Genomic DNA, 26,432 nt, shown 5'->3' with positions numbered 1-26,432 from the left:
CTAGTTTAATTTTTGTGTGATCGTTATAATGTCATTCGTTTTTGTGTATCCAAACTTTTGGTTGCGACAAAGCAAAGAAAGGATTTCTTCCAATGTTTCACCATCGGAAAAAGTAGCCGTCATGTGGTAGTTCTGCAAATCAGCATCTTCTATACGAATGTCCGTATGAAATGCATTGGAAAGTTGCCGGATAATCTCCTGCAGAGGAATACTTTTAAAGAGCAGTGTTCCGTTTCTCCAGGCAATCTCTTCCGATGCATCCTTTTCGGTATGTAAAGTTAAGCTCTTTTTATCCTTATTGTAAATGGCACTTTCGTTAGGTGAGAGTACTAGGCGTTCTTCTTCTTTACCGATGAGGCTGACAGCAACAGAACCTTCCAGTAACGTTGTTTTAACTTGCGCATCTTCGGGATAGGCTTCGATATTGAAATGAGTACCCAAAACTTGTACTATAACCGCTTCGGCCTCCACCTTGAAAGGGTGTGCCGCATCCTTACTGACTTCGAAGTAAGCTTCACCCTGCAACTGTACTTTCCGGTCTTTTCCTCTGAACCGTTCGGGGTAAGTCAGAGTAGAGTAGCGGTTCAGTACTATTTCTGTTTGGTCGGGTAGCGTTATACTACGTGTTTCTGCCAGCGTGGATACGGTTTGCAATGGTACCGGGGCGAACATATAGTATGCCCACCATCCCAGTACGCAAAGCACGGCAACGGCGGCTGCATTCGCCATAGTGCGCAATGGAAGAATGCGGTGTTGCAGACGTGGTAACCGTTTTTCTAGAAGTATCCAACTGTTAGTTTTGGAAAATTTTCCTCTCGGCGAACGGGTGGAGGCTACGAGTTTATTGAGTATTTTTTCAAAATCTTGTTCCATGTTCTTCATCTTTCTTTTCTATAAAGACAGGTGAAATGAAAAAACTCCCTACGCTAAATCCTTTTTTTATTTGGGAAATTGCATCTTTTGCTGATTCATTCTCATTATTTATTATAGTGAAAGTCAGGTTAAGGTTATTTGGGTTGCAGGTAGACCGTGATTTGTGTTCTTTTCGCTTCCTTGTCCTGCGGGATACAGACGATACGAAACTCTGCCTTATTTTTTATTTTCTTCGGATAGATCTTCACACGCAGATTGGCAGATTTCTTTTTTGCAGGAATAATAACCTTTTTATCCTCGATGCTGAATACGACAGTTTGTCCTGGCATACTTACTCCGTTGATAAGGACTTCCCGGTCTTCTTTTTTCTTCTCTGCGGCGATAATTTTAATGTCGAACTCTTCAACATCTTTACTTCTGTCGAATGAATAATTCTTGGTAGTCTTGTCAAAGCCTACATACTCTTCGGGATAATTGGAATTGTTCTCACTGCATGCGGCAAGGATGAAGAGAATAGCTACGGCTCCCGCCATTTGTTTACAAAGTTGTTTCATACTGTTTTAATTTAGTCTAGTTTATAGTTCATAGTTAAAGACAGGGGCGGTGAAAGAACTCCCTATAGGAATAAAACTAAAATGTGTTAATGTGTGGAAGAGGGGGGAATATGTGATTATGGCTCTTGCCGGATAATACATGATCCAACAAGAGCCATACGATATAAAGGGGCTATACTTTAATTAGCTTGATTCTCAACAATATTTTGATTGCTGACAGTCTTTACATATTCTATCCGGATATTGCTCTGTTCATTCTCCTCTAACAGCATAGAACGAGGTTCCGGTACTGCAAGCTTTATTTCTGTCGCGTTGAAATTCCGTGTAAAGCGGATCATTCCTGCCTTCTGAGCTTGTGCTTCAATAGCATGCAGATAGAAATTTTCTAAGCGTAAAGAGTCGCTTGTACCCGAAATAGAAATAAATTCCTGAACATTGGTCGCTTTCACTTGGGATAAGTATATGTTTCGGAAGTGAGGGAATCCCTTTTCGGAAGGTATTACTGGTGTAAGCATAACTTTCCAGTGTTCGGGGAGTTCTTTGCCTTTGTAATTTTCGGGAAGTGTACTATAACTATATTTAGGGTTCCAATTAGGGTCGGCGCCAAAAATCCGACGGACATTTTTAGCTTCTACGCGTGTTATATAGATATTCTCAATGACTCCACCGCGTGTCATGGCGCTTTTCAATTGCAATACGTTTGATGTGCCGAATGCTTTGAGATCATGAGCCAGCACATTTCGTATGCCACCGGAAGTCTCACTACCGCAGGTGATGAGCCCTCCGCCTTTGTGGACTGTACAATTGCGTATCACTATATTTTCCGTAGGACGATTGACACGTAGCCCGTCGGCATCTCTACCCGCTTTCAGGCATATATTATCATCGTTACAGTCTATTTCACAGTTTTCTATCAAGATATTTGTGGACGAATCGATATCGATGCCATCCGTACTGGGACCACGTCCGCCAATATTGTTATTAATAATTAATCCGTCTACTGTACAGTGGTCAGAGTATAAAATCTGGCATCCCCAAAAACCGGTACGCATCAATGTAAAATTACTTAGAGTGACGTCCGAACTGTTTTCAACGAGGATACCGCGGACACGCTTACAGTCGTAATCCACAATCCAGCGTAAACCTTTGGCTTCATATTCTTTCCGCATAGCCCAGTATTTATCCCAAAATATCTTACCCCGGCAATCCAGAGTCCCTTCGCCACTGACAGATGCTTTCTCTTCGCCGATGATATTTATTACTGCTGCGGGCCATACCATCTCAATACCTGCAATGCGTGAGCGGAATTCCGGATAACAATGAATATCAGAACAGGCTATCAGGGTCACGCCTTTACTTATTTGCAGATTAACCCCGCTTTTGACAAAGAGTGCTCCTGTCAGATAATAACCCGGTTGCAGCGTAACGGTTCCTCCTCCGGAGAGTGCGCAACTGTCTATTGCTTTTTGAATGGCATCTGTACTAAGAACCGTACTATCGGCAACAGCACCGAAGGAGTTAGCGGATACCACTGTACTACTATCCGGTAATTGCCGGCTACCTACATTCTCTGTCCAAGAGAAGTCCGGTTGTTGAGGGATTTCTCCCCATTCAAAGTTATTAGTATCAAGTCGGGGGTGTGCACACGAAAAAAGAAGTGCTCCTGACAAAAGCAGGGAAAAGGTATATCTTCTTTTCATATAATTAAAATATTGATTATTAATTGTGATCCGATCTCCATGAATTCTACTGAAAAAATCACCGCTAAAGTAGGGCATTTGCACTATTTATTATATAGAGGTATGTACAGATGCATGTAATATTTGTTTTTGTACGCTATTCATACCTTGTCCATATCTGAAGTGTATCCGAACAGTACTTGCTCCGTACATTCTCCACTCAGGGGTACCTCTACACGGAGAAAGTACGGTGTTGGTATGGAGCAAGTGCGTTTCAAGAAAGGCTGGGAGTACTGGAATCTGATGAAAAGCACGGTTTTCTATGTTTTTGTCCGTTTTTACATTGCCTCTTTTCTTATTTGGTGCTAAGTTTGCGATACATTTTAATATTATTGAAAAATAGAGGATATGAGACAGCTATTCGTGATTTTGCTTGCACTGGGTATTGGGATGCCGGTAAATGCCAAACAGATAACTTTCACAAAGAAGGGAGGGACTCATTACTGCATGAGTGGACAAGACACTCTTGTTGTCCAGACTGCTTTAAAAGAACACTATATTTTGTCTATTGCTCCGTACAAAGGTGACAAGGCATGTGCTATCAGTTATACATTCGATGACGGTTTGGCGGAACAATATTCATTGGTTGCTCCTCAGTTTGAGAAAAGGGGATTCCGGGGTACATTTGCTATTAATGGTTCTAAGATTAATAGCGATGGTGGACTAACTACGGATACCACGAGGATGAGCTGGGAGCAAGTGAAAGACTTATCGGACAGAGGACATGAGATATCGAATCATGGTTGGAAACATAAGAATTTTGCCCGATTTCCGTTAGAGGAAATCAGAGAGGATATTTATAAGAACGATAGTGCCATCTTTGCCAATACAGGAGTCATGCCCCGCACTTTTGTGTATCCTAATAACAATAAGAAAGAAGAGGCTAAGAAGATTGCTGTTCAGAACCGGGTAGGTACAAGAACCAAACAACGTTCTATCGGTAGTAAATCTACTCCTCAGAACCTGGAAGCTTGGGTAAATACTTTAATAGAAACTAATGATTGGGGGGTAGGGATGACGCATGGCCTGACCTATGGTTATGATGCTTTTCGTAATCCACAACGCTTCTGGGATCATTTGGATCAAGTAAAAGCGAAGGAGGATAAAATCTGGGTTGGGACATTCCGTGAAGTGGCGGCTTATGTTGAAGAAAAGGGAGCGACTCAGTTGGATATTGTATGTGAAAAAAATCATTTAAGAATAACTCCGGAATTGACTTTGGATAAGGAGTTATTTATAGAACCGTTGACGCTGGTTATTAAAGGAAAGCAGATAAAAAAGATTTCTGTCAGACAAGACGGGAAGAAACTGCCTGTGCTACTTCATACAGATAAAGCCGTTTTTGACTTTAATCCTTATGGAGGGGTGATAGAAGTAAATCTTAAATAAGTAAAATCATAAAAAAACATGTCTGTTATGATATGTAAGGATCGGCAAACATGAAACTTTATTAAAAATGAAAGTCTTATGAGAAAAGTGGTGATGTATTTTATTTTGTTGTTTATCCTTATTGCAAGTAGTTCTTGTGTGACAACTTCCAAACCGGTTCATGTAATTATTACAGCCGGCCAGTCGAACACTGACGGGCGAACTTCAAATAAGGACTTGCCGGACTATATTAAAGCATTGGCAAAAGATACTGCAGAGTATTCCGAAGGGGCATATCCTTATTGCCGGATTGCACAGAATGATCCGAACGGAAAATTCATCCCTTTTTGGCCTCGGGCTGCGCGAAGTGAGCGAAATAACTTGTGGGCCTATGATGCTGTGACCTATTATTGGCTGGAACAGTTATTAAAAGATAAATTTTATGTGATCAAATGGGCAGTTGGTGGAACCTCTATTGCTCCTAATTATGATTCTGCAAAAGGAAGATATTGGTCGGCAGATCCTGAATGGCTATCTCAAACAGAATCGACATCTAAGGGAGGAAGATCACTTTTATTGTCATTCATTCAGGAAATAGATATTTGTATTGATCAAACTCTTTCGAAGTTGGAAGAAGGGTATCAAATTGATGCTTTTCTTTGGCATCAGGGGGAGAGTGATCAGCGTAAGGGAAAAGATTATTATGACAATCTGAAAGCTGTAGTCACTTATGTACGCACACATTTAAGTCAGAAAACAGGCAAGGATTATTCGAAGCTTCCCTTTATATTCGGCACAGTTGCCAGAAGTAATAAATCCTATAGCAGTGAGGTGGAAGCAGGTATGCGCCGCTTGGCAGAGGAAGATTCAAATGCTTATCTGATAGATATGTCTGATGCAGAGTTATTGAATGACCGACTTCATTTTAATAAAAAATCGGCAGAGCATTTGGGGCGGGAAATGTATAAGCGTTTGGCTGAAATAATGTTTTAAAGGAATTCCGGAAACGTATTGATAATATAAATTAGTGGGTATGAAATTGATTTTACGGACTTTATTGTGTATTCTCGGAGTGTTGCTTTCCAATATGATTGCACATGCGCAGTTGTCGACACCCCAAGTGCTTTCATCAAACATGGTCTTGCAGCAGGGACAGAAGATTCCTGTATGGGGAACGGCCGAACCTAATGAGTCTATTTTAATTTCTTTCGGTAAACAGCGGGTGAAAGTACGTGCAAATGCTTCAGGACGCTGGATGGCCGAGTTGAAGCCGATGGCTGCCAATAAAAATCCTCAGCAAATGTCGATAAAAGGGAAAAGAACAAGTATTGTTTATGATAATATTGTTGTAGGTGAAGTTTGGTTATGTTCCGGACAGTCGAATATGGTATATAAAATGAAACTACCGGGTAATTATGCCCTTCCGGCAAAAGGAGAGAATCTGGCTGCTTTGGAGCTCCGGAAACCGGCTAATGAGATGATTCGTGTCTTTGTGGTCAGGCGCGACGATAAACCGGTATCGTGGAAGGTGGCAGACGGCGAAAGTCTTGCAGAAGTTTCAGCAGTTGGTTACTTTTTCGGAAAAGCTCTTCAAGAACAGCTTGATGTACCCGTAGGTATTATAACAGCTGCCGTAAATGGATCGCGCATAGAGACTTGGACATCGAAGGAAGCGTATGAACATTCTCCGGTTTTCGGTCCGCAACTTAAAGAAGGTGAAGGTAAAATGGATGGCATGATTCCGGGTGGCCGGTATGAGACAATGGTTCTTCCTTTGATTCCCTTTGCCATTAAAGGCTGTCTTTGGTATCAGGGAGAGAGTAATTGCATGATACGTGACAGGCAATATGCTGAAAAGTATCAGGTATTGGTAGATAGTTGGAGGGAGGCTTTTAATGTTCCGGGTGCACCGTTCTATTCTGTATTATTGGCTCCGCATCTCTATTCTAATAGGATGTCTAAGGATAGGCCACCGGTTACTGCCGAAGAGTTGCCGATATTCCATCAGCAGCAGATAAAGGCGAGGAGCATGATTCCGAATACTGATTTTGTTGTGGTATCGGATCTTGTAGATAAGCTGAGGGATATTCATCCTTCTTATAAATGGAAAGTGGGAGAGCGTCTGGCACGTGTAGCTTTAGCTAAAGATTATGGCTTGGCGGAAGTGGTTTGGTCGGGTCCTTGTGCCGATAAGGCGGAAGTTGTGGCTGATTCCATAGTGGTATCTTTCGGGCACGTTGCTGATGGGCTGAAAACAAACAATAAAGGTCGCTTGGACTGGTTTGAGATTGCAGGAAAGGACGGAGTGTTCCGCCCGGCGTTGGCAGATATAAGAGGACGGAATAAAGTAGTCGTTTATCATCCTGAGATCGTGCAACCGGTACAGGTGCGTTTCGGTTGGCATGAAACGGCAATGCCAAATCTTGTAAATTCGGAAGGTTTGCCTGCGATTCCTTTTTCAAGGGTTTCTTTGTCAGAAAGGTGAAAAAATACAAATGGTATAATGGGTGTTTTATTTTTCTAACTGGAAAGATATTTTTTCCCAATAGGAGAAAAATAGTTTAGTAATAGCTGATAACAGCGCAGCCCTTTATTTGTGTAATTTGCTTGTCAATACCCCTTTGTTCCCGGATGGTGTAGCCATCTGCGCAAAAGGATGTAGCCATCTGAGGTAAAGGGTGTACCTTGGAAAAGAATGGTTATTGTGCATAAGTTGATTTTTAATTATCGTTCTTCAGAAGGCCTGTTTTAAGGGTCCGTTTTTTCATGGAAAATCATGTAAAAGTATGGAGAATAGTGCCGGAAAGCGATGGGTAGGATACCTTTTTAACCGTGCGTTTGTTTTTACATGCTTTTGTACTATTTTACATTCAATCACATAATCTATGTGGTTACATTTGCAATCTGTTTCAAGTAACGTTTTTGATTTATCAAAATTAAATTGAGAATTAAAACTATAATGTTAACTAAAAAAAAAGAATGCATGAAAAACAGAAGAAAAAGCAATCTGTTTGGTTGCCTGCATGAGTTCAGGCAATTTTTCTTCATTACATTGCTATCAGTGCTTTCCGTGAATCTCTATGCGCAGCAGAGAGGTATTCAAGGTGTTGTGGTAGATGGTAATGGAGAAACTATCATTGGAGCTAATGTTTTGTCGGAAGACGGCAAGGCTGGAGTGATTACCGACCTGGATGGTAATTTCAAATTGGATGTCCCGGTGGGTACTAACATTAAGATTTCATACATTGGTTATAAGACCAAGGTATTGAAAGCGACTGCCGGGAATATGAGGATTGTTTTATTGGAAGATTCCGAAATGCTCGCCGAAGTGGAAGTGGTAGCCTATGGCGTGCAAAAGAAAGTGACGGTGACCGGTGCGCTTTCGAGTGTGAAAACGGATGATTTGGTTCGTACACCGGTGTCTTCCGTAAACAACGTGTTGGCAGGTCAGCTTTCCGGTGTGACTACCGTACAGTATTCGGGTGAGCCGGGTTCGGATGCTGCCAAGATTTTCGTACGTGGTCAGGGTACTTGGGCAGATTCTGAACCGTTGATTCAGGTGGATGGCGTGGAACGTTCCATGGCGGACATTGACCCCGAAGACATCGAAAGCATCACTGTGCTGAAAGATGCCTCGGCGACGGCCGTATTCGGTGTGCGCGGTGCCAACGGTGTAGTATTGATTACCACCAAGCGCGGTAAGGAAGGACAGGCCAAAATTGACATCAACACCTCTTTCTCTGCGTTGACTCCGACTAGTCTCTTAGAGCAGGCAAACAGTTATGAATACGGGACTTTCTTCAACCAGATGCAGCGGAATGACTTTGACTTCTCTAGCGGTGAGACGTTCACTCCGATGTTCTCGGATGGAGTGCTTGAGAAATTCTGGGACGGCAGCGACCCCATCCGCTTTCCGAGTATGCGTTGGGTCGATTACATCATGAAAGATGTTACCATGCAATCCAAGCATAATGTCAACATCAGCGGTGGTACCAAGACCATGCGCTACTTTGTTTCTGCCGGTCTCATGACACAAGGTGGTCTGTTTACCGAATTTGATGATTTTCATTATGACTACCGCTATCAGCGTTTCAACTATCGTGCTAACCTCGACTTGGATGTGAGCAAGACTACCACTTTGTCGTTCAACCTGGCCGGTTCGGTAGACAATGCACAGAAGCCCCGTACCAGTCAGGGCGCTTCCGGCATGATTATGAGTATGCTGCAGGCCACTCCTTTCAGCAGTCCGGGTATCGTTGACGGAAAGAATATCGCCACTACCACCGATTATAGCGATGGACTGACCTTGCCTTTTACAGGAGGCGGTGCCATGAATTATTACAGCAGTGGAGGTACCGGCGGTTATTACCATTACAATAACAACAAGTTGCAGTTAGATCTTGCATTGGATCAGAAGTTGGACTTCATCACCAAAGGCCTTGCATTTAAGCTCAAAGGTTCGTATAACAATATGTTCAACGTGACCAAAGGAGGTACTGTGGGACGTGCTTCATATTTTCCTGTTATTCAAGAGGATGGCAGTATTCTTTATCGTAAAGAAGGCGAAAATACTCCCGTCAGTTACAGTGAAGATACCGGAAAGGCGCGCGACTGGTATTTTGAGGCACAGTTGAACTACAATCGCACTTTCGGTGATCATTCCGTAGGCGCATTGGTGCTCTATAACCAGAGCAAGAATTACTATCCTAGCACTTATTCGGACATTCCGCGCGGATATGTAGGTTTGGTGGGCCGTGTCACTTACGACTACAAGAGCCGTTATATAACCGAGTTCAATGTAGGTTACAATGGTTCCGAAAACTTCCACCCCGACCGCCGTTTCGGTGTGTTTCCGGCAGGCTCTATCGGTTGGGTGGTCAGCGAGGAAAGCTTTTTCAAGCCCTTGAAAAAAGCCATCCCTTTCTTGAAGTTCCGTGCCTCATGGGGTTTGGTAGGTAACGACAAAGTGGGTGGCTCGCGCTTCATGTATCTGGCCGATCCCTTTCTGTATAGTGATAAGATGGGTACCCGTGGCGGTTATGCCTACAACTTCGGTGTAGAAAACTCAGTGCTGCTCCCGGCTTATTATGAGGATGTGAACAACAAGAACAACCCAGAGGTGACTTGGGAAAAGGCGTTCAAACAAAACTACGGTATCGATGTCAACTTATGGAACGACCGTCTGCGTGCCACTTTCGACTACTATAAGGAACACCGTACGGACATCCTGCTGAAAGACTACACTGCACCCGCCATCGTAGGCTTCCAGCCGCCTTACGCCAATCTGGGTGTGGTAGACAGCTGGGGATGGGAAGTTTCCTTGAACTGGAATCACAAGGTGAACGATAACTTCCGCTATTGGACTACGCTGAACCTCTCTCACAACCAGAATGAGATTATCGAGAAAAAGGAATCTCCCTATACCAATGCTTACCAGTATGAGAAGGGACACCGGATCGGTGCTCGCTATATGTACAAATTCTTCCGTTTCTATGACGAAGACACGCCCCGTTTGTACGAAGAAAAATTCGGCCAGCCTTTCCCGAAACAGCTCGTTAACTTGAAAGACGGTGATGCCGTGTTTGTGGACTTGGACGGTAACGGCGTAATCAATGAAGACGATAAGACCCGTGAGTTGGGCTATACCGACGACCCGCAATACATTGCCGGTCTGAATGCCGGTTTTGCATGGAAAGATTTCGAATTCAACATGCAGTGGACGGGTTCTTGGGACGTATCGCGTGTCATCAGCGACGTGTTCCGCTATCCGTTCCTGGACCGTACGACGAAAGACCGCGGCGGCTTGCTGAAATATCATGTTGAGAATACATGGAATCCCGACAGACCGGGGCAGGATTATGAATATCCGCGCGCCACTTGGTCCAACGGAGCTAACAACAACTATCAGGATTGCGCTCTTTATGAAAAAGATGCGAAATATCTGCGTTTGAAGACGATTATGCTTGCTTATAACATGAAACTTCCTTTCTTCAAGAAGATTGGATTGGATCGTGCCCAAGTGGCATTGAGCGGTTACAATCTGCTGACCTTTACTCCTTTCATTTGGGGTGACCCCGAAACACGTGCCAGCGCTTCGCCCTCATACCCGCTTCAACGTACTTATACCATTAGTCTGAAACTTAATTTTTAAGCAAAAATGAAACTGAATATCAAATATATCATAGGTGTGGCAGCTGTGGCTACTCTCGGAATGGTTTCTTGTACGGATGAGATAAAGTTCGGAAACGCATTTCTGGAAAAGGCTCCGGGCGGCACGGTGACTGCCGATGAGGTGTTTTCCAATCCGGAATATACCCGTAACTTCTTGGCGAGTATTTACTCTACACAGTATTACAATCTGCCCACCAATTCCACGAACGCTGCTCCGCAGTGCCAGAACTATTGGAAAGGAATGCCCGATGCGTTGGGGGATGACTTCCATCTTTTCTTCAACAATACCACAGTGTTTTCCAAATACTATGCCGGTGCGCTGAGTTCGGCTATTGATGACAAAAAGAACGGCAATATTTATCCTTATACGAACGAATTTATCTGGGAGAATGTGCGTCACAGCTGGATGCTGATTGAACGCATTAATGAAGTGCCCGACATGAGCGATGCCGAGAAAGCCCGTATAGCAGACGAAGCACGATGCCTACTGGCTTATACTTATTTTATCGCTTTCCGTTGGTATGGCGGTCTGCCTATTATCCGCCAGTCGTTTATCGGCTCCGAAAGCAGTTACGACCTGCCCCGGCGCAGTGTGGAATCTACCGTGAACTTCATGCTGGAACTGCTGGATACAGCAATCGCCAACAAAGCATTGCCGTGGGCTTACACCGGTGCGGAAGCACAGTCGGAAACAGGCCACTGGACTTTGGCGGGTGCTATGGCGTTGAAGTGTAAGGTGCTGGCTTTCGCCGCGTCTCCTTTGTTCAATGATTTGCAACCTTATTATCAAGGCAAATATACGCTGGAAAATGAAGCTGATACCTGCGCTTGGTATGGTGGCAGCAAACCCGAACTGTGGACGAAACTGAAAGGCGCATGCGATGATTTCTTTACACAAATGAGAAGCCAGGGGCATTATCAGTTGATAAAACCGGCCGGAAATACGCAGGAGGATTACCGTTATGCCTACCGTAGCGGCTACATTCTGGAAAACAGTACTGAAATTCTGCATAGTGTCCGCCGTAGTAAAAATGCCAGTGGTAATGATTATGGCTGGTTCAATTTGGGATTTGGCTCTGCGGTAGATGGTAGCAAAACCAATGGTCGCTACGCCTATTGTCCTACGCAAGAATACGTCGAGATGTTCCCTTGGGCAGACGGTACTCCGTTCGATTGGGAAAAAGCGGAGAAAGAAGGCCGATTGGACAATATGTTCATTCAAGGCGATACCGTGAAAGGCAAACAACAGTTGCAGAATATCCGCTATACCCGCGACCCTCGTCTGTATGAAACCGCAGTGGTAAACGGTGCACGCCAAGCCGTGAACTGGGGTGACGGACGTGCCAGCGGTAATAACTGGGAAACTTGGGTAGGTGGTACTAATGCCAAACAAGATCCGAAAACCAATTCAGGGATATATGCCACCGGTTACCGTATGCTGAAATATCTGGTAGGTAGTGTCATGAACAGGAAGTTCCCGCAGTGGAATGCCATCATGTTGAGCGACATCTATTTGACATACGCGGAGGCCATCGTGCAGACCAGAGGTAGTTTCACGGAAGCCATCGATTACGTGGATGCCGTACGTGCTCGCGTGGGTCTGAAAGGACTGGTGGAATGCAATCCCGATAAGGACCTGACATCTAACAAAGAAAATCTGCTGGCGGAAATCATGCGTGAACGTGCTTGCGAATTGGCTTTCCAAAACGAACGCTACTTCGACTTGATCCGTTATAAGCGTGCCGACTTGTTGGAACGTCCGCTTCACGGCTTGCGTATTTATCGTTTGGTGAAGAATGGTAATGATTGGGTACGTTCCGAAGAACAGTGGTACAATAAGTCTTTCAACAAAGGCTTGGAGGAAGACGATCCTAACTTCTACGAACCGTCACACTTCGACTTCGAACGCTTCCAAATCACTGACACCCGTATTTGGTGGAAAGATGGTTTTGATCCGAAGTGGTACTTACAACCGTTCCCTATTACGGAAGTGAACAAGAATTACGGTTTGGTACAGAATGCCGGATGGTAACCCCTTTAATAATGAACAATCAAAAGGTATAAAGTAAAATAATACGTTATGAATAAAAAATATATAATTGTGTTGTCGCTCTTTGCTGGTTTGTGCCTGCCGACGACGGCACAGGAATCAAACGAAGAGCAGACCGACAAGTTTGTAGGCCAGACCATAGATGTAGGTGCCGAGCGATTGCTGACCCGTGAGGAGGCTACCGGTTCCGTGTCGGTCATTAGTTCCGAAACTACCGACCGTCGTAGTGCCAAGAATATCGGCAACTCCATTATTGGTCAGGGCAATGGCCTGATATCGTTGCAGAGCGGTGGTCGTTATGCAGATGTGAATCCTACTTTCTATATACGCGGGCTGCAAACATTGAACGGCAAGAACTCGCCGTTGGTCATGATCGACGGTATACAGCGAGACATTGTAAGCATCGCTCCCGAAGAAGTGGAAAGCGTCATCGTCCTGAAAGATGCGGCAGCAGTCGCCCTCTATGGATATAAGGGAATCAATGGAGCAATCAATATCGTGACTAAGCGCGGTAAGTACAACTCGCGCAGTGTCAAGGTGACATACGATCATTTGTTTACTTCGCTTGCCAACAAACCCAAATTCGTAGATGCCTATACGTATGGATTGGCCGTCAACGAAGCCCGTATCAACGATGGTCTGACAGGGCGTTACAGCAATCAAGAGCTCAATGCTTTGCGCGATGGAACCATGCCTTATCTCTATCCGAACGTGAACTGGGTGGATGAAACGTTCCGCGACAATGCGATGACCAATAAGTATAACATCGAATTCCGCGGTGGCGGCGAAAAATTCCGTTACTATACCATGCTGGATTTGATTTCCAACAAAGGATTTGTGAAAGAACCGGGTGCAAATGAAGGCTATTCCACACAAGACAAATACGTAAAAGGCAACTTACGCATGAACATGGATATCAACCTGACCCAGACAACCGATCTGCAGGTGAATCTGTTGGGCGTATTGCAGGAAACGTCAAGACCGGGTGCGCAGGCTGACCTTTGGGATCTGGTTTACACAGTGCCCTCTGCCGCATTCCCCATCAGGGATGAGAACGGTATTTGGGGAGGTAGCGACACATGGGCAGGTACACAAAATCCTGTGGCACAGAGCATCGGAGCCGCTTATTACAAAAATCATACCCGTTCGCTTTTTGCCGACATGAAGCTGACTCAGGACCTTTCCGGCTTGACAAAAGGATTGAATGCGTTCGTACGCATCAGTTATGACAATATAGCCAATATCTATGAAGACCATAGCAAAGAGTATGTCTACAGTGTCAATGCGCCTACATGGGCGGACGGTGCTTCCGAGCCTACTGTAAAGAGTGAAATTTATGGAAAGGATAGTGAAATGGGAACAGATGCGAAAACTAATGAATTTGACCGTCTACTCCATTTCGATGTGGGATTTAACTATCAGCGGACATTCGGCGACCACAGCATCTACAGCCAGTTGAAGTGGGACTACGAGAATAACGACCCGAATGGCGTCAACAACACGGTGAATCGTCAGAACATTACCTGGTGGTCGCATTATGGTTACATGAACCGTTATTTCGTTGACCTCGCTTTGGTAGAAAGTGGCAGTAGCCGTTTGGCTCCCGGTACCAAATGGGCTTTTTCGCCCACTTTGTCGGCCGCATGGGTCATCTCCAAAGAAAAGTTCATGGAAAATGTGGAATGGGTGAACTTCTTGAAACTGCGTGGATCGGCAGGTATCATCAATGTGGACAACTTACCGGGTGATGAAGTTTGGTCATACTATGCCCAGCAGTATGGCACTTCGGGAGGTACTTATCCTTTCGACAGCGGTTGGAACTCTAGTTTCGGACGTTCTTACCTTGAACGGGTGGCTACCACCAATCCGAGCCATGAAAAGGCCTATAAATACAATGTTGGTATGGATGCGAAACTTTTCGGATGTTTGGATGTGACTCTTGACCTTTGGAAAGAACACCGTACAAACATTTGGGTGACTTCGGAAGGCAAATACTCGGAAATTTTCGGCATGGAGCCTCCGTATGAAAATGCAGGTATCGTGGATAGTAAGGGTATAGAAGTTGGTCTTGATTATAGCAAAAAGCTCGGTCAAGTGGAATTTAATGTCGGCGGTAACTTCTCGTTGAACAAAAACGAAATCAAGGAAATGCTGGAAGAACCCCGCCAATATGCGAATCTTGTCCAGACGGGAAATCCTTACGGACAACTCTACGGATTGGAAGCTATCGGTTTCTTCAAGGATGAAGCAGACATCGCTGCAAGTCCCACACAGAATTTCTCTACGGTGAAGCCCGGTGATATAAAGTATCGCGACGTGAATGGCGACAACATCATCGATACCAACGATGAAGTGGCTATCGGCTACAGCACCACTTGCCCGGAAATATACTACAGCCTGCATTTGGGTGCGGAGTGGAAAGGACTCGGATTCTATGCCATGTTCCAGGGGACAGGCAATTACAGTGCCGTTCTCAACACCAAGAGCATGTATTGGCCGTTGATAAACAACACCAATATCTCGCAATATGCTTACGACAATCGTTGGACACCACAGAATCAGAATGCCAAGTTCCCGCGTCTGAGCAGCCAAAGCAATGCCAACAACTACCAGACATCTACTCTGTGGTTGGCCGACCGCTCATTTATCAAGTTGCGCAATCTGGAAGTGTACTACAAGTTGCCCGCTTCTTGGCTGAAAAAGACGAAAATTGTAAACGCCGCTAAATTGTATGTACGTGGCATTGACCTCCTCAGTTTCGACCATATAGATGAGAACGACGCCGAAGCGTATGGAATCAATCCTATGACGAAAAGCGTTGCGTTGGGGCTGAGTGTTACGTTTTAATTTTATGAACGAATTAATACATTAGAATTATGAGCAATAAAATATGGAAATCTGTCTTTGTCGTGTGTGCAGCCGGATGCTTGGCTTCATGTTCTGATCAGATGGACTACAATGAGTACAACATCTTCGACAAGGACTATATAACACAGAACTTCGGTAATGTAGGTGGATTCATGACCGACATCTATAACACCGTGGACTATGACTTCGGTAACTACTCATCGGGCGCCATGCAGGCATCTGCTACAGACGAAAGTGAGTACAGTCTTTTGGGTAATGGTATCGAGCACTTCTACAATGGAGCTTGGAGCCCTACCAATGCAAAGGCGTCAGTCTGGAGTAGCATGTATAAAGGCATCAGTACTTGCAACCACGTGATTTACGAATTGCAGGGCTTGTCATTCGATGAACTGAAGCTGAACAACGACTATGCCGCCCAACTTCACCGTTATGAGAACTACAAGTATGAAAGCCGTTTTATGCGTGCTTACTTCTACTTCTGCTTGGTTCGCCAATATGGTGATGTACCTTTGGTGACCAAACAAATCACGGCAGAAGAAGTCAATTCGTTAGAACGGACTTCGGCAGATAAAATCTTTAAGTTCATCATAGATGAATGTGCGGAAATCCAATCATTGATTATCGAAGATTACAGTAATCTGGGAGAATTTTCTACAGGTACGGAAGAGACCGGTCGCGCGGACCGACTTGCCGTGCTCGCATTGAAAGCCCGTGCTGCCTTGTATTGGGCCAGCCCGCTGTTCAATCCAAGTGGTGACAAGGAACGCTATCATATGGCAGCTTTGTATGCCAAAGAGTTGCTCGATGCTGCCGATAAACGTGGCAAAGGCCTTACTGCCAATTATGCGGATTTGTGGGATGCCGGAAGTTTCAATACGCCCGGCATTATGAAGGAAATCCTCTACGGTCGCCGTTATTATAAAAATTCATCCGGCGATAACTTAGTGGAAACCAACAATTACCCTGTGGGCATTGAAGGTGGTAAGGGAGGAAACTGTCCTACTCAGAATTTAGTCGATGCTTACGATATGCTCAACGGTAAATCGATCGGTGAAGACGGCTCGGGGTATGATGAGAAGAATCCTTATCAGGATCGCGATCCGCGCCTGGAGGCTACGGTAGCTGTAAACGGTGCACAATGGCCTACTTATTCCGGTGCCGCCAAGATTGAAACATTCCAGGGGGGCATCAATGGTGAGCCTTTGACTGGAGCCACACCGACAGGCTATTACCTCAAAAAACTTTGTAACGGTGCCATCTCATTGGCCAGCAATAGCAAGTTTAAGGAGTCTCGTCATACTTGGTTGACTTTCCGTCTGGGCGAAGTTTATTTGAATTATGCAGAAGCTGTATTCAAGTATCTGGGTGGCGCAGATATTACCAGCATGGAATTCCCGATGTCGGCCCGTGCTGCTGCCAGCAAGACACGCCAACGTGCTGGTATGCCGGACTTTGAACAAGGAATGGATGCCAATACATTCTGGACTAAGTTGTGTAACGAACGCTTTGTTGAACTGGCTTTCGAAGGCCATCGTTTCTGGGATGTTCGTCGTTGGAAAGAGGCTGACAAATATTTCAGGAATATTGTGGAAATGAAGCTGATAAAGGAAGCCGATGGAAACATTACTTACATGCGCAAGAATGTATCACGCCAATGGGATGACAAGATGTATTTGTTTCCGATTCCTCAGTCAGAAAGATCGAAAAATCCAAATCTGACACAGAATCCGGGTTGGGAATAAAAGATATATTTTAAACAAAAGTTATGTAAGGTAGAGATTGAATTCAATCAAGAAAGAAGAGCGACTGTGAAGCCGCTCTCTTTTCGTATAAATAATAACATACTAATTATGAGAAAAATACTATTAATTATGCTGTCGCTTCTATCCGTTCTTCAGATGGGAGCGCAGAAGACAATTGATTTATCCGGAGACTGGAATTTTGAAATAGACAGGCAGGATATAGGAGAGAAAGAAAAGTGGTTTAACCAAGCACTGAAAGATATGATTGAGTTGCCCGGTTCAATGCCCGAAAGATTAAAGGGAGATGATGTAACGGTTTGCACCCGGTGGACCGGAAGTCTTTATGACAGTTCCTATTATTACAATCCGTATATGGAGAAGTATCGCAGAGAAGGAAATGTGAAGCTACCCTTCTTCTTAACTCCTGATAAACATTATGTAGGAGTAGCGTGGTACCAAAAAGAAATTAATCTCCCTAAAGATTGGAAGAAAGACCGTATTGTGCTGTTTCTGGAACGTCCGCATATTGAGTCTACTGTTTGGGTGAATGGTCATAAAGTAGGAATGCAGAATAGTTTATGTGTGGCGCATGTATATGATGTTACACAGTTTATGAGCCCTGGTAAATGCAGGATAGCTATCCGGATAGATAATCGTATCAAAGATATAAATGTAGGACCTGATTCACACAGTATCACCGACCAGACGCAGGGAAACTGGAATGGAATAGTTGGGCGTATCTGTTTACAGACTACTCCAAAGGTTTATTTAGAAGATATTCAGGTATATTCGGAACCGGAGCAAAAGGTGGCAAGAGTGAAACTTCTGATAAAATCCTCGGATAAAAGTACTGCAATTGCTCAGGTGAAGTTGTCAGCAAGGAGCTTTAATACGGAACAGCGTCATGTACTTCCGACTGTTACCCACGATGTAAAAGTGATGAATGGCATCGCGGAGCAAGAGATTGTTTTACCTATGGGAGATGATATGTTGCTTTGGGATGAATTTAATCCGGCATTGTATAAACTGACGGCTGAAATCAGTACCGGCAAAGGGAAAGAGGTAAAAGAAATTCAGTTTGGTATGCGCCGTTTTGAGATTAAAGGTAAATGGTTCTATGTGAACGGTCGTAAAACGATGTTACGCGGAACAGTAGAGAATTGCGATTTCCCTTTAACAGGTTATGCACCTATGGATGTGGAAAGTTGGGAAAGGGTTTTTCGCATTTGTCGTAGTTATGGATTGAATCATATGCGGTTTCATTCTTTCTGTCCTCCTGAAGCAGCTTTCATAGCTGCCGACCTTGTGGGATTCTATTTGCAGCCTGAAGGTCCGAGTTGGCCTAACCATGGTCCGAAACTGGGATTAGGTCAACCAATCGATAAATATTTAATGGACGAAACCATAGCACTGACCAAAGCTTATGGTAATTATGCTTCTTATTGTATGTTGGCATGTGGAAATGAGCCGAGCGGACGTTGGGTGGACTGGGTTACCAAATTTGTAGATTATTGGGAGAATACAGATCCGCGTAGAGTATATACAGGAGCATCAGTTGGTGGCGGATGGCAATGGCAACCTCGTAATCAATATCATGTGAAGGCTGGTGCTCGTGGACTTACCTGGAGGCAGAAGCGTCCGCAAACTAACGATGACTATCACATGCAGAGTCGCATTGATACAGTGAGTCAGCCGTATGTATCACATGAGACAGGGCAGTGGTGTGTATTCCCTAACTTTAACGAGATACGGAAATATACCGGAGTGAACAAAGCCAGGAATTTTGAAATATTCCGTGATATTCTGAACGATAACCAGATGGGAGAACAAGCGCATTGTTTTATGATGGCATCGGGTAAATTGCAAACGTTATGTTATAAGTATGAGATAGAAAAGACACTGCGTACTCCTGATTATGCAGGATTCCAATTGCTGGCCTTGAATGATTATTCAGGACAGGGGACGGCACTTGTAGGAGTACTTGATGTTTTCTTTGAAGAGAAAGGATATATTAATGCACAAGAATGGAGGCGGTTCTGTTCACCCACTGTACCATTGATGCGTACGGACAAGTTTGTATATACGAATGATGAGGCATTCGTTGCTGATATTGAAATTGCTCATTTCGGTGAGAAAGCCTTAAAACATGCTCCAGTGACGTATACCATAAAGGATGTGTACGGTAAAGTTTATACTCGCAATACGTTAGGGAATAAGGACATTCCTATCGGTAATCTTCACGTTTTGGGACATATCGAATTTCCTCTTGGGGAGATAAAGAAACCGACGGAATTAAATCTGGAAGTTCGTATTGAGGGTACTGAAGCTGTAAATGATTGGAACTTCTGGGTATACCCCAAAAAGGTGGAATTGGTACAGAATGATGTTTATACTACGGACACGTTAGATACTAAGGCTTTAGATATCTTGCAAAGTGGTGGAAAAGTTTTAATTCTTGCTGCCGGTAAAGTCAGTTATGGGAAAGAGGTGTCTCAGATGTTCACACCTGTTTTTTGGAATACATCTTGGTTTAAAATGCGTCCTCCGCATACTACAGGCATTCTGGTAAATCCCAAGCACCCTTTGTTCCGTGAGTTTCCAACGGAATATCATAGTAATTTGCAGTGGTGGGAACTTTTGAATCGTGCCCAAGTGATGCAGTTCACTGACTTTCCTGCCGATTTTCAACCTACAATCCAGAGCATAGACACTTGGTTTCTGAGCCGGAAGATTGGTATGTTGTTTGAAGCTAAAGTGCTCAATGGTAAATTGATAATGTCTACCATGGACCTTACTACAAATACTGACGAACGTATTGTTGCCAGACAGATGCATAAAGCGATTCTGGATTATATGAATTCTGATCATTTCCGTCCGATGTATACAATAGAGCCGGAACGGATCAGTGATTTATTTAAAAAAGTGGCAGGTGATGTGAAATCATATACAAAAGGATCTCCGGATGAATTGAAGCCGAAAATAAACTAATGAAAATGGTCTCGTGATATAAAAATATCCATCTCACGAGACCATTCTTTTTATCTCATAAGATGGATAGTCCCGAAATTTATTGCAAATTTTTCTTTTTATGTGCCTTTTAATTTTTGTCTGAAATATATTCAAACCAATCATTGAGAGCTTTATTTCTAGATTGTTTCCCATTGCTCGTAGCATATACTCCAACACCGGTACCGTTGAATTTATTGAATTTGTTATCCGATAAAGGTGCTACATTCTGAATACTGCCAATATTTGTCATATGCTGCTGAGTCTCTCCAAAGCTGAACTGTATTTCTGTACTATTAACTGCTACAGATAAAAACACCTCTTGTTTGTTATATGGGATATGTTCGATAATCTCTTTTTTTCCAAGGTGTTTCTTTATTAAAACAATGCCGGACTTATCTTTCAGCAGACTGTAATATCCGTTGGCAGTTCGGTAAAGAATCAATCCAGCCTGTTCATTATCTTTCTTTGTCTGAAAATTCAACAGGGTAGTTGCCTTGAATTGATGATGCTTGGTTTTCTGTATAATCATAGCTGAATTTACTAGGCTGTCTACTATTTCTGGTTGTAATGTCAAAGCCAGTTGACCGTTTGCCAGATTATGGAATGCCTTTTGAGGTATCCTTACGAAGTACCACTCTGAACCAAGAGTGGGAGAATCAAAATTGTCCCGCGTCGGTTTAGCTTTAACAGGTGTTCACGGAAGGTCCGGCCTTTCCTGTTTAGGCAATATCATGCCCATCCCCGGATTGAAAATCGGAGTGGAATCTTCGAACTCTACTTTACACATAAAGGTTTCCCTTGCAAGGGGATTATACTCATTTAGCATTTTTTTCCCAGAAAAGCCGAATACCATTCTCCTTTTTGAGTTTGCACAAGGTCGGCATGGCCCAAAGCTTGCAGAGGGTACTTGCTGCCCAAGTGTCGGTGAGTGAGTACCAGATTGACTTTAGCTGCTACATAAGGTCCCCATAATGATTTGCTATGGTGTGCGGTTATGGCATGATGACAACTTGAACCTCCCTCTGCCATCAATAAGAGATACTTTCCGTCAATTTTATAAATATGGGGCCCTCGGCATACGTTGCATTATTGGCATGTCCGTAAGTTAATATTTTCCGTTCACCGACGAGTTTTCCTTGGGAAAGATCTAATTCCTGCATCCATACAGCACATTGTGCAGGTCATGATTTTTTGAAATCCCAGAAATTACCTGTATAGTAACATCTGCCATCATCATCCCAGAATAAGGAAGGATCAATTCCTGCTGTATCTTTCAGCCATACAGGGGCAGACCATGGTTCTTTGGGATCAGTGGCAGTTATGTAGAAATGTTCTCCGTTTTTATGAGCAGTGGTAATCAGATAGAAAATTCCGTTATGATAACGTATAGTAACTGCCCAGATGCCATCGTTATCATTCAATCCATTCATGTCTATCATGTCGGGACGATCAATAGCATGTCCTATAACTTCCCAATTTACAAGGTCTTTGCTATGATAAATGGGGATTCCGGGGTACCAGATGAAGGAAGAAGTGACCATGTAATAGTCATCATTAACCCTACAAATTGAAGGGTCAGGATTGAATCCCGACAGTACCGGGTTGTCGTAATACTTAGGAATCTCCTGCCCTTTTAGAGCAAAGGGCATGGAAATGAAAAATAGGCCGAAATCCATATTGTTTTCCAGTAAAATAATACGGATATATGTAATATTGTAATTTATTCCGGTTCTTCCCGAGTCTTTTCACCTCCCTTTTGATATACAGAAGGTGATATGCCAAACTGACCTTTAAAGCATTTACTAAAATAGAACGGATCGTTTATGCCGACTTTGTAAGCCACTTCTGCTACCGTAAGGTGCTCTTCCGATAACAATAATTCCGCTGCTTTTTTCATACGCATGATACGTAAATATTCGTTGGGTGAGTATCCGGTTATACCTCGTATCTTTTTATAGAATACCGTACGTCCCAGTTTCATAAGTTGGGCAAACTCTTCTACTGAGAAATCAGAACGCGAAATGTTGGCTTTTAATATGATGTCCAGACGGTCGGTAAATTCTTTATCACGATCGGTGGAATACATGGCTGCATGTATAATACCCGGTTCGTTGGAGAACTTCTCGCGGAGTTTTTCCCGTTGTTCTATAAGGCGGAATGCCCGTGCCAGCAGGAATTTAATGCTGAATGGTTTGGATATATAAGCATCTGCACCGGATTCAATTCCTTCCAATTGTTTTTCCGGAGAACTGAGTGCAGTTAATAAAATGATAGGAATATGACTGGTTGCAAAGTCTGATTTCAATCTTTTAGTAACTTCAAACCCACTCATTCCAGGCATCAGAACATCACAAATGATTAAGTCGGCATCATAAGTACGGGCTTTTTCAAAGCCGGATGTTCCATCTACTGCCACCTCTACTTCAAAGTAAGTGCCAATTTCTTCTTTCAACAGTTCACGAATGTCATTATCATCTTCAATAATCAGCACCTTTCGTTTATTCAGAGGAATTGCTGGTTGAGGAGATTCTAAAGTGGCTGGAGCACGTTCACTCAAAGCGGGTGCTTGTTCATTTATTTCTTTTAATAACACATTGCCGGGAATAAGGAAATCTTTCTCTGTATAAACTGTCTTGTCGGTAGGAAGACAAACTGTGAAAATAGAGCCTCCCCCTTCATTATCATTATATTCGATGGTGCCTTTATGCACTTGTACCAATTCATGCGTAAGATGTAATCCAACTCCGATGCTATCACCTGAGAAACTGCTTTGCATAAAGCGTTTGAATAGCTCATGTTGTTTTTCTTTAGGAATGCCTACTCCTGTATCAGAGACTTGAATGTGTATAGTTTTCTTTGCCTCATCTACCTGTATAGAAAAAATGATGGTACCATTGGCAGGGGTGTATTTGAAAGCATTCGATAATAAATTGTAAGTCACTTTATCCAGGTTTCCTTTATCGATGAACATCTTATAAGATGGCAGGGATGGTTTGAAAAGGAATTTCATATTTTTCTGTTCTGCTACATCACCGAAACTGAGGAATATCTCATAAAGGAAGCCGATAACATCTGTTTCTTCCAGTGACAATGCTAACTTATTATTTTGCATTTTTCGGAATTCCAGTAACTGGTTGATAAGTCTCAGCATACGCTGGGTGTTTTTATTCATTATATGCAATGGAGAGGTCAGCTCATTCGGAATATTGCTAATGCGCTGTATCTTCTCCAATGCGCCTTGAATCAATGTGAGAGGAGTACGGAATTCGTGGGAAATATTAGTGAAGAATACTAACTTGTATTCTGTCAATTGCTCCTCTACATGGATGCGGTTGCGTAATTGATTGAAATTGCTGGCAATGCGATAGGCAAAAAACAAGACTACTATGATTAGAATGACATATCCTAACATGGCCCAGCTACTTTTCCAGAATGGAGGGACAATAACTATCTTTAAAATAGTTTCGTCGTTATTCCAGATACCGGCTCCATTGCAAGATTTCACATGGAGAGTATAAGTGCCGGGATTGAGATATTTGAAAGCCGCAGAACTTGATGAAGAAGGGTCACTCCATCCTTTATCGTAGTTCTCTAACCAATATCGATATTTAGTCTGTCCATTGTCCGAATAATCGAAAGTGGAGAAGTCTAGAATAAAGGAGTTTTGAAAATATTTTAAAGTGATTTTATCGGAATACGCCAAAGATTGTTCTGCCAAGGGAGAATCTTTCATTTCGGGATTCATTTGGATTCCATTGATTTTTAAATTGGTAAAGACAATGGGGGAGAAAGCTTCATTTCCCAGCATCTTCTTCGGGTCGATAACTGTTAAGCCATAATTTGTTCCGAAAAGAAGTTTCCCATCTGCTCCTTTACATGAACAATTATCCGTATAAACATTTCCCAGTGTATAGGAGGAGAAGAAGTAATTCTCAAACGAATGGTTTTCGGGAGTGAATTTGGAAATACCATATTCTGTTGCTATCCATAGTTTTCCCTGGTTGTCTTCTTCGATAGACATTACCACATTATTTACCAGCCCTTCCGGTATTCCGTAGTGTTCATATTCCAGAGAGTTATAGTTATCTGTAGGAGTACATTGATTGATTCCAGCCCCGGAAGTTCCTACCCACATCCTTCCTTTACTATCACGGAACAGACATCTGATTTCATTAGAACAGAATTTACCATTTACGTTATTGAATAAATGATAATTGTCACTATTGGCAATCAGTGAGTCTGGATGGAAAATGCAAAATCCTTCGCTGGTACCCATCCATATCATACCGTTTTCATCTTCTAACAGGTCTCTTACCATTTTTAATCCATACTTTTGCTGGAAAAAATGGCGGAATTTATACTTGCCATCGGCTGTCGGTTCGGCCAGATCCAAGCCTCCTCCAAATGTACCTATCCACATACGGTCCTTTTTATCACGATAAATAGAGAAAATATGATCGTTTGCTAATGATGATGGATCGGAAGGAATATTTTTATACCATGTATCTCCTATTTTTAATCCTTCTCCTCGGGTTCCCATCCAAAGTTTTCCACGATCATCCTCAGTAATAAAATAAACATTGGAATGGAGGTACTGATTATTATATTGAGGTTTTAAATGAATATCATAATTATATAATCCTCCTCTTCGAGTTCCTATCCATATATTTCCATCGTCCGTCCGACTCAACATTCGAATGGTATTCGAACGGTCGAAGAGATCCGGAGACTCCGGATAGATGCGGGTTATCCCTTCATTGGATATTGTGATGCGTGATAATCCGGAATGTTCGGAACTTACCCAAATAGCTCCCGCCTTGTCCTCCATAATGGCCAATAGGAAGTCCGAACCGATGGGAGAATCTTTTGTATTAGAAACGAAGTGTTCTAATTTATCTTCAGATGGCTTGTAGGCGAATAAACCATTGCCGTAAGTTGAAATCCAAATTATTCCTCGGGAGTCATGTACTATATGATAACGTTCATTATCAATATAGCTTAATTTATCTTTGGGTATTAGTTGTAGTTCTTTTGTTTCTCCTGTTTCTGAAAGAATATAGTAGATTTTCCCTGTATGATTGAATACCCAATAGTTATCACGGTTATCACTGAGTACAATACCTTCTTTGATGTTCAGTTTGGGATCAGTTGTCACCTTATGAGAGTTGAAATCATAATTGTATGTACCCGTGGAAGTGAAAATAATCCATTGATTTTTAAATGCAAATTTACAGTTGGAACGTATTTTTCCGGCAGGAAGTTCTGCCGATTTGGATAGTTTTCCAGAGGTGGTATTATACCAATATACATAGCCATCATCCGTTAGGAAGAACATATCCCGTTCGTGTGTGATGGAAGCTATAAAATTGTTCTTCCTGTCTATAATATTAAAATCTCCTTTAGAAATGAATGCAAGCCCGCGCATCGTACCAATCCAAATACGACCGGCTTCATCTTCCTCTATAAATTGGACTCTATTATCCGGCAGATTTCCACGTTCGGTTTTAAATTCTACGGAGGTCATGGTCCGGTCACTTTTAGTTATAATGTGTCGTGCACCATTTGTTCTGTGGTATAACCATATATCTCCGTTAGAGGCAAATAATGAATAGGCATAATTTTGCTCATATTCTCCACTTCCGGTGAAATCCACAAAACGGCTTTTCTGCAAGTCATAACAACTATATAATTCAGGTCCTGTACCTATCCAGAGGAAGCCGTTCTGATCCTCTATTACTTTATTGATTCGGTTATCTATCAACGAAATACGTCCGTTGGCATTAATTTCCGGTTGGAAGTTAAGAAAAGAATTACCATCGTAGCGACTAAGCCCGTTTAGGGTACCTAACCATAGGAATCCTTTACTGTCTTGGTATATATTACGAATAGAGTTACTGGGAAGTCCATCGGTGGTTCTCATTTGCTTGGCCCGAAGCTCTATTTCACCATAGGCGTTGGGAGTAAGAGTAATCAGGGATATGAGGGCTAATAAAATTATGTGTTTCATATAGATTTCAAGATTATTAATAAATGGCAAACAAAAGTAATTAGAATTTTA

At 43.0% G+C, this 26,432-nt stretch carries 15 protein-coding genes; 8 read left to right on the top strand and 7 right to left on the bottom strand.

What is annotated here, in order from left to right; genetic code table 11:
* From BACINT_RS01720 to BACINT_RS01710, 3 genes are all read right to left on the bottom strand, one after another.
* On the bottom strand, positions 1 to 882 hold the full coding sequence (locus tag BACINT_RS01720; RefSeq protein ID WP_007660130.1) for a FecR family protein: 882 nt from the start codon (positions 880 to 882) through the stop codon (positions 1 to 3).
* A gap of 125 nt (positions 883 to 1,007) precedes the next feature.
* On the bottom strand, positions 1,008 to 1,427 hold the full coding sequence (locus tag BACINT_RS01715; RefSeq protein ID WP_007660129.1) for a hypothetical protein: 420 nt from the start codon (positions 1,425 to 1,427) through the stop codon (positions 1,008 to 1,010).
* 179 nt (positions 1,428 to 1,606) lie between these two features.
* Complete coding sequence (locus BACINT_RS01710; protein ID WP_044154603.1) at positions 1,607 to 3,127, bottom strand: glycoside hydrolase family 28 protein; 1,521 nt, start codon at positions 3,125 to 3,127, stop codon at positions 1,607 to 1,609.
* 387 nt (positions 3,128 to 3,514) lie between these two features.
* On the opposite strand from BACINT_RS01710, the gene BACINT_RS01705 reads away from it, so the two are divergent.
* The 8 genes from BACINT_RS01705 (at position 3,515) to BACINT_RS01670 (ending at position 20,353) form a co-directional block, all read left to right on the top strand.
* Entirely contained in the window at positions 3,515 to 4,555 is a 1,041-nt protein-coding gene (locus BACINT_RS01705; protein WP_007660127.1) for a polysaccharide deacetylase family protein, read from the top strand.
* A 78-nt stretch (positions 4,556 to 4,633) separates the two neighbouring features.
* Positions 4,634 to 5,527, top strand: coding sequence for a sialate O-acetylesterase (locus BACINT_RS01700; protein ID WP_007660123.1), 894 nt, complete (start codon positions 4,634 to 4,636; stop codon positions 5,525 to 5,527).
* Positions 5,528 to 5,567: 40 nt separating this feature from the next.
* Entirely contained in the window at positions 5,568 to 7,019 is a 1,452-nt protein-coding gene (locus tag BACINT_RS01695) for a sialate O-acetylesterase (RefSeq protein WP_052302165.1), read from the top strand.
* Between the two features lie 498 nt (positions 7,020 to 7,517).
* Positions 7,518 to 10,685 carry a SusC/RagA family TonB-linked outer membrane protein gene (locus BACINT_RS01690; RefSeq protein ID WP_044154601.1) on the top strand — a complete coding sequence of 1,056 codons (3,168 nt, stop codon included), beginning with the start codon at positions 7,518 to 7,520 and terminating at the stop codon, positions 10,683 to 10,685.
* Positions 10,686 to 10,691: 6 nt separating this feature from the next.
* Complete coding sequence (locus BACINT_RS01685) at positions 10,692 to 12,737, top strand: RagB/SusD family nutrient uptake outer membrane protein (RefSeq protein WP_007660118.1); 2,046 nt, start codon at positions 10,692 to 10,694, stop codon at positions 12,735 to 12,737.
* A gap of 48 nt (positions 12,738 to 12,785) precedes the next feature.
* Positions 12,786 to 15,602, top strand: coding sequence for a SusC/RagA family TonB-linked outer membrane protein (locus tag BACINT_RS01680; protein ID WP_007660117.1), 2,817 nt, complete (start codon positions 12,786 to 12,788; stop codon positions 15,600 to 15,602).
* 29 nt (positions 15,603 to 15,631) lie between these two features.
* Complete coding sequence (locus tag BACINT_RS01675; RefSeq protein WP_007660116.1) at positions 15,632 to 17,365, top strand: RagB/SusD family nutrient uptake outer membrane protein; 1,734 nt, start codon at positions 15,632 to 15,634, stop codon at positions 17,363 to 17,365.
* A 129-nt stretch (positions 17,366 to 17,494) separates the two neighbouring features.
* The gene (locus BACINT_RS01670) at positions 17,495 to 20,353 is read left to right on the top strand and encodes an exo-beta-1,4-galactosidase (RefSeq protein ID WP_394330154.1); all 2,859 of its coding nucleotides are present in this window, start codon (positions 17,495 to 17,497) and stop codon (positions 20,351 to 20,353) included.
* A 109-nt stretch (positions 20,354 to 20,462) separates the two neighbouring features.
* Here the strand turns inward: BACINT_RS01670 and BACINT_RS24755 are convergent, their stop codons facing one another.
* The 4 genes from BACINT_RS24755 to BACINT_RS01660 all read right to left on the bottom strand — a co-directional run bounded on the left by BACINT_RS24755 (position 20,463) and on the right by BACINT_RS01660 (position 26,381).
* A complete protein-coding gene (locus BACINT_RS24755) occupies positions 20,463 to 20,993 on the bottom strand; it encodes a beta-xylosidase family glycoside hydrolase (protein ID WP_310590959.1) in 531 nt (176 codons plus the stop codon).
* Between the two features lie 200 nt (positions 20,994 to 21,193).
* The gene (locus BACINT_RS24750; RefSeq protein WP_007660112.1) at positions 21,194 to 21,403 is read right to left on the bottom strand and encodes a family 43 glycosylhydrolase; all 210 of its coding nucleotides are present in this window, start codon (positions 21,401 to 21,403) and stop codon (positions 21,194 to 21,196) included.
* A gap of 152 nt (positions 21,404 to 21,555) precedes the next feature.
* A complete protein-coding gene (locus BACINT_RS24745) occupies positions 21,556 to 22,050 on the bottom strand; it encodes a family 43 glycosylhydrolase (RefSeq protein WP_007660108.1) in 495 nt (164 codons plus the stop codon).
* Between the two features lie 44 nt (positions 22,051 to 22,094).
* Positions 22,095 to 26,381, bottom strand: a complete 4,287-nt coding sequence (locus BACINT_RS01660) for a hybrid sensor histidine kinase/response regulator transcription factor (RefSeq protein ID WP_007660106.1) — start codon at positions 26,379 to 26,381, stop codon at positions 22,095 to 22,097.
* Between the last annotated feature and the right edge of the window lie 51 nt (positions 26,382 to 26,432).

Origin of the sequence: Bacteroides intestinalis DSM 17393, assembly GCF_000172175.1 — a bacterium.
Lineage (GTDB): Bacteria > Bacteroidota > Bacteroidia > Bacteroidales > Bacteroidaceae > Bacteroides > Bacteroides intestinalis.
Note: the sequence above shows the minus strand (reverse complement) of the source record. Positions and strands in the feature narration are given on the sequence as shown.